The organism is uncultured Microscilla sp. (genome assembly GCF_947493425.1).
GTDB lineage: Bacteria > Bacteroidota > Bacteroidia > Cytophagales > Microscillaceae > Microscilla.
On record NZ_CANLRP010000293.1, the window covers coordinates 1 to 5,359 of the forward strand.

Annotated in this window: 5 protein-coding genes and 1 pseudogene; 5 read left to right on the forward strand and 1 reads right to left on the reverse strand. The window is 40.3% G+C overall.

What is annotated here, in order from left to right; all coding sequences use genetic code 11:
• Window positions 1-719, reverse strand: a pseudogene (locus tag Q0954_RS32585) (hypothetical protein); the annotation flags it as partial.
• A gap of 174 nt (window positions 720-893) precedes the next feature.
• On the opposite strand from Q0954_RS32585, the gene Q0954_RS32590 reads away from it, so the two are divergent.
• From Q0954_RS32590 to Q0954_RS32610, 5 genes are all read left to right on the forward strand, one after another.
• Window positions 894-1,217, forward strand: coding sequence for a helix-turn-helix transcriptional regulator (locus Q0954_RS32590; RefSeq protein WP_299465771.1), 324 nt, complete (start codon window positions 894-896; stop codon window positions 1,215-1,217).
• Between the two features lie 1,335 nt (window positions 1,218-2,552).
• Window positions 2,553-2,861, forward strand: a complete 309-nt coding sequence (locus Q0954_RS32595) for a hypothetical protein (protein WP_299465772.1) — start codon at window positions 2,553-2,555, stop codon at window positions 2,859-2,861.
• Window positions 2,862-3,045: 184 nt separating this feature from the next.
• Complete coding sequence (locus tag Q0954_RS32600) at window positions 3,046-3,336, forward strand: hypothetical protein (RefSeq protein WP_299465775.1); 291 nt, start codon at window positions 3,046-3,048, stop codon at window positions 3,334-3,336.
• Window positions 3,337-3,538: 202 nt separating this feature from the next.
• Complete coding sequence (locus Q0954_RS32605; protein WP_299465778.1) at window positions 3,539-4,279, forward strand: DnaB-like helicase C-terminal domain-containing protein; 741 nt, start codon at window positions 3,539-3,541, stop codon at window positions 4,277-4,279.
• A 164-nt stretch (window positions 4,280-4,443) separates the two neighbouring features.
• Complete coding sequence (locus Q0954_RS32610; protein WP_299465780.1) at window positions 4,444-5,313, forward strand: Rha family transcriptional regulator; 870 nt, start codon at window positions 4,444-4,446, stop codon at window positions 5,311-5,313.
• Window positions 5,314-5,359 lie beyond the last annotated feature (46 nt).

A 5,359-nucleotide genomic window follows, 5' to 3' on the forward strand; every position in this document is an offset into this window, starting at 1 on the left:
GCTTGTTGTTGCTCAAGCGTTGCTTTTTCTGCTTTGCCCGCCCGCAGGTTTTCCTGTTCGGCTTTGGTCAGCCCCCAACGCCTGAGCTGAGGGTCTACCGACAGGCTTTCGAGCCCGGCAATGGTCTTTGCCAGTTGTTGCAAACGTGCCTGGTGGTCGGTTTTTACCCGTTGGATTGCCTGATTTTTACTTACCGCAATGGTTTTGCTTTCGTCGGTTTGGGCATCGCCAATGAGTGCCCCGCCCAAAGCACTGACCAGCAGCGAAGCTAACGCCAGCAAACTCAGGTAGAGCCATTGCACCAAAGGTACTGTTCTACCGTTTGCCTGCCGATAAAACACATCGGTGGCTTTTTCTTTCTTGCCCCATTCGAGTGCCCCAAAAATTACCAGCAGACACACCAGCGTAAGTAAGAGCAAAAGAATAGAGACAGGACTCAGTGAAACCAGGTCTAAATGCCGGGTAGCCAGCAAAGTTGCCGTTATCAAGGCAAGAATAACCGATACCGGATGATAAAATGCCCTGAATCCTTTGCTGAGTTTAAACCACACCAACCGCCTTTCGAGGTAAGACTTGCCCTCCATATAATGCTGCGCCTTTTCATAGTGATCTTTCCATTTGGCCACTTCGTGTTGTTCATCGTAAGGGTTTTGGGTGGTAAGCCGGGTAGCAGAACGTGCTTGTTTGATCTTTTGTAATAGTTGTTGAGAATTGTTCATAGTAAAGATAGTTGGTAGTGAATCAGTAGATTACATCATATTTAAATACCTTACAATACATTTAACATCAAAAATAGATGTTATTCATTCAAATGTAATCTTTTGATAACTACTTACAAACAAAAAGCATCAAAATTTGATGTGTAGCAAAGAAAAAGCAGGTATTTTAGCCCCATGGAAAAACAAGACTTACTAAAAATGATTAAGCATTTGCGCACCAGTGAGGGGCTTACTCACCAGCAAATGGCCACTAAATTGGGGTGGGGCAAACAAACTTATGAACGGATTGAAAATGGGCGCACTCAAAATGTGGGGCTGGACGACCTTATTCAGATTGCCGGAGTATTTGGGCTGACGGTGGTGGAGCTCATGAACCAAGCGACCCCCGAAGGAACAGCCAGTGCTTTATTCAAAGAAGCCATTACTCTCTTTAGGGAAGCCCAAACCAAAGTGGATGCCGCTGAACAAATACTAGAGAAGCTATCAAAAAATAAATGAGTAATACCAATAAAAAAAACCTTCGCCTGAAACAAGCGAAGGTTTTTGCATAAATAAATAATCAAACGATTCTTAATAGTGGTAATTTACAAACGGACACAAGAAATTATCAAAATTGTATTTATCAAATAAATAGACTCTTTTAAGGTACATATATAGCACTCCCATTTATTCAAGCGATTTATTAAAATTGCCAAAATGATAATTTATTTTTTTATACCAAAACGAGGTCTTTAGCCTAAAAGCCACCTGCTACAGCAGCAAAACCTGCACAGTTGTTTTTTGGCGCTTGTCCGGAAATATCTGTTTCCGGCACAGGCAAACCAAGCCATTCCAGACAGCAGGTGAATCAGTAACTTATACAAACAGTAATGCTTTAGTCCTGAATAAACACCTGCGGTAAGGTGGCTGCTTGCTTTAAAGCCAGGCACAGAAGTACCATAAAGCCTCAAATCAAGCAGTTTGATGTATGGTTAAGAAAATAACTCTGGGTTTCTTTTAAGCCTGTCCCGCCAGTGGGATTCTGCTGACAAGCAAGCCAAATGGTATTGTGTAAACAAGTAAAATAGGTGGAGCCTTTGCTCTAGTGATATGTCGTAAGCAACATCAAACACTGCCAGTAAGCAGGCAAAGTTTGATCTCCCAAACGAAAGAACCCTTATGTTGAGTACAATCTTACCAAACTTTCGTAAACATTCAAAATTCTTTTCAAAAAATATATGCTATCATATAAGCAAGTAAAAACCCTTATTTTTGATGCAAAAAAGAGAAGTTTTTTATATTTTTCTTGTTTGTATTATTTCTTGTTCATACTATTGCACCCTTATTAAGCGTGAGGCTTAGTAAAATACCTGACAATGATGATCTGAGTTTAGTTGAATGTGAGAGTCAAATAATGTCATTGATAAGTTTATCTAATGCAAGTTTGACCCTTGTAATACTTTTGGGCAAAGGTACGCACATAGTATGTCTTTGCCTTTTTTCTCTATACAGACAAGTAAACAACATTGTCAGCACAAACGACTGCTTATTAAATAGAAATATAAAACAACAGATGATCAAATGAAGCAAATAACACTGTATATCAGTTAAAAATGATTCCCTCAGCGGCTTGTTCAAGAGAGGCAGGCGGCATTTTCAATCCCTTCATTCACTCTGGTATAGTGCACCACTCACGATGACTACCCAGGGCAAGTAAGCTCATGAATACTTTTTGGTATATCTCACTTACTGTAAGGTTGTTTGCCCAGGGCACGCAGCTCTACAGCATTACTGTAACTATGCAAAAGAGGGTACTCTCTCAATATTTAAAGATCAAACATCAAAGTAAAAAAAATGAAAAAGAGGAAAAGAAGAATAACCCTGCACGTAAGAAAAAAAGTAACTGTATTGCAAAAACTGAATGAAAGCGACATTCAAGATTTTACCATTACCGATCTGAAACACCTCAATGGGAGTCTGTTTTATCACGACTTTCAGCCCCAGTATCCCAAAAAACTCTCCGTTCGTGAGGTTGTCTTTGAAGGCAAAATAGTCTCCTTGTTTGAATTTCCGGTCAGTTTTGAGGCAAAAATCGAATCCAAGATAACCTATCATTTCCAAAGAAAATCGGACAATCTAAAAGGACAACGTGGGAAAGGATAGGTGGGTAAAAACACCTTTATCCTTCTCTGAAAACCAGCCTTGACTTTATAAAAATACACTGCTAACAAAAAAAATATAAGAAAAATGATACACTATTTGTCGCATACCTTGCGGGCAAACCTATTACTGCTATGGCTGAATTTACAGGCAATACTGAGTACTCAACCTAAAGACATCAGCCATCATGAGTAGAGAAAGCATCACCGAACAACACAAGCGCGAAGCAAGGCTCCTTGCCCAACAGAGGCAAAAAGGTCTGCGAAACAAAGTGAAGGTGCAGGTAGACCACAACACCTGGATTTACCTGCCCAAAAAACTTGCCCGAAGCAAACGAAAACTTAAAGCTTACCTGGCGGCCAGGGCAGAACGCATTCGGGAGAAGAAAGACCAGGAAGAGCAAATTAAGGCAGGACGCATTGCCAGAAATAAGGCAACGGCCAAGGTCAGGAGGTTGAAGAGAAGAAGTAAAAAGTAATCCACCATTAAAACAGATTTGATTTATCATCACATTTTAAATATATGTATCTAATGAATCATCAAACATCATTACCTGTCAATTATAAAAAACACATGAGGTTCGATATGACAGCCCTCATTGAAAACAACATCAGTATCAAATCCTGCCAACAAATAGCAAAAATAGGTTTTTTCAAACATTTTAAATCAAGATAACTCTTATGATGACAGCCGATTTATTTCACCTTACCGAACCCTTTACTCATATTGCTTCTTACCCTAAAGCAGGCAAAACCAGCCTGGGGGTAAGCTTGGCTCTTGATGCCCTTATACACCACGACGATATGGGTATTTTCTTTTGTTCGGCAGGCAAAGAAAGAGACATCAGGCATCGCATGGTATCAGCCATGAGTGATATTGACCTGATAGAAATAGAGCACATCAAAGAAAGTCCCGAAGATGCAAAGTACAAAAAATACCAGGATACGTTAATGGCCACCTTTAATTTTAATTTCATTGCCTGTGACATCAGAGGGATTGTGTTTGAGGAGTTCAGACGCAAATGCCTTTATCACGCCTATTACAATCAGGTTAAACTCATTATTGTAGATGATTTACATCAGGTAGTGGGTGGAGACACTCAAAGCAATATTCAGGAATTGAAAAAGCTTGCCAGCGTGTTGAACATCCCTTGCATCGTATTTACCCCATTGCCCCAGGCAGAAGATGACAATATACAAAAGGTGACTAAAATCAATGCTTTGCTGAACACTTATGCAGATGTCACCATGTGGCTGGATCGTCCGGAGTATGAAATAGCGGCTCAACTGGAAGTAATTAAGCAGCCCACAGGCAAGTTCTCTGGCATCCCCCTGAGTTTTACTCCGCGAACGGCTCATTTTACGGATGTGGAAATGATTGGCTTACATTTTATGCTGATAGAATTGGAAAAGACAGGGTAGCGTTTCCTTGACATTGATGATCTGTAAAACCCTGGCATCTTAAATATTATAGGTGGGGGGACAGGAAATAATTTAATTTTCAAAAACAACAAGGGGCGAATGAGGAACTGGGAAATATATTATTTTCTAAAAAAACGTTTTCGCCCCACTCAAAACTTATTTTAATGGCAAAATCAATAAACAAAGACAACTCAACACAAGCCTCGCTGGAAGGCTTATTACCTATTGAAGTAAAAAATGAAATACCTGTAGTAGATAGCAGGCTTGTCGCAGAAGCACTGGGAGTCAAACATAAAGCTTTGATGGCAACTATTCAGCGTTATCAGGCTAAAATAGAAGAGTTTGGCTCGCTACCGTTTGAAACCGAAGTGAGAAAACGTGATGTAGGGGCAACTACCCTAAGATTCTGCTACCTTAATGAAAATCAGGCCATCTTCCTTGGGACCCTTTCCAGAAATACGAAAAAGGTTGTTGCCTTTAAATCCAGACTGGTTCAATCATTTGCTTATGTTAGAAAAACAGTTCAGGAACAGCCATTCAATCAGAGGATTTTGGTACAAGGAGTAAAAAAACTCCATGAACTGGCAAAGTCCACCAAAGAGACCAGAGGGCAAGTAAAACTTTTGAACTCCTACCACAAATTTTTGGCACACGAAATAAGTAGCATCAGGGATGCGCAAGATTCCTTGGCAGACGAAATAGCCCATATCAAGGCAGCTCAAGCAAGTTTACAGATAGAAAACTTCAACCCGCTTTTTACCAAAGTCAGAAAAGAACTGGGGCAAATGATGCAAAATTATTCGATCTGGTATGAGATGACCACTCAGGAACTCTACCAGGTTCTTTACAAGGAGTTTACCGTAGCATCCGGGCAAAGTATATATCAACAAGCAAAAATGGCAAATAAAACGCCCATCGAGTGGCTTGAATCCACAGGCTGGATTTTAGAGGCTTATGGCCTGGCTATAAAGCATTTTGGGATGCCAGAAGAAAATCAAGATTCTCAGGGTGACTTAGGAAATCCTGACAGATAAGAGGGCAGAAGGCATCATAACAGTAGTTCAATCTTTCAAACTGAAA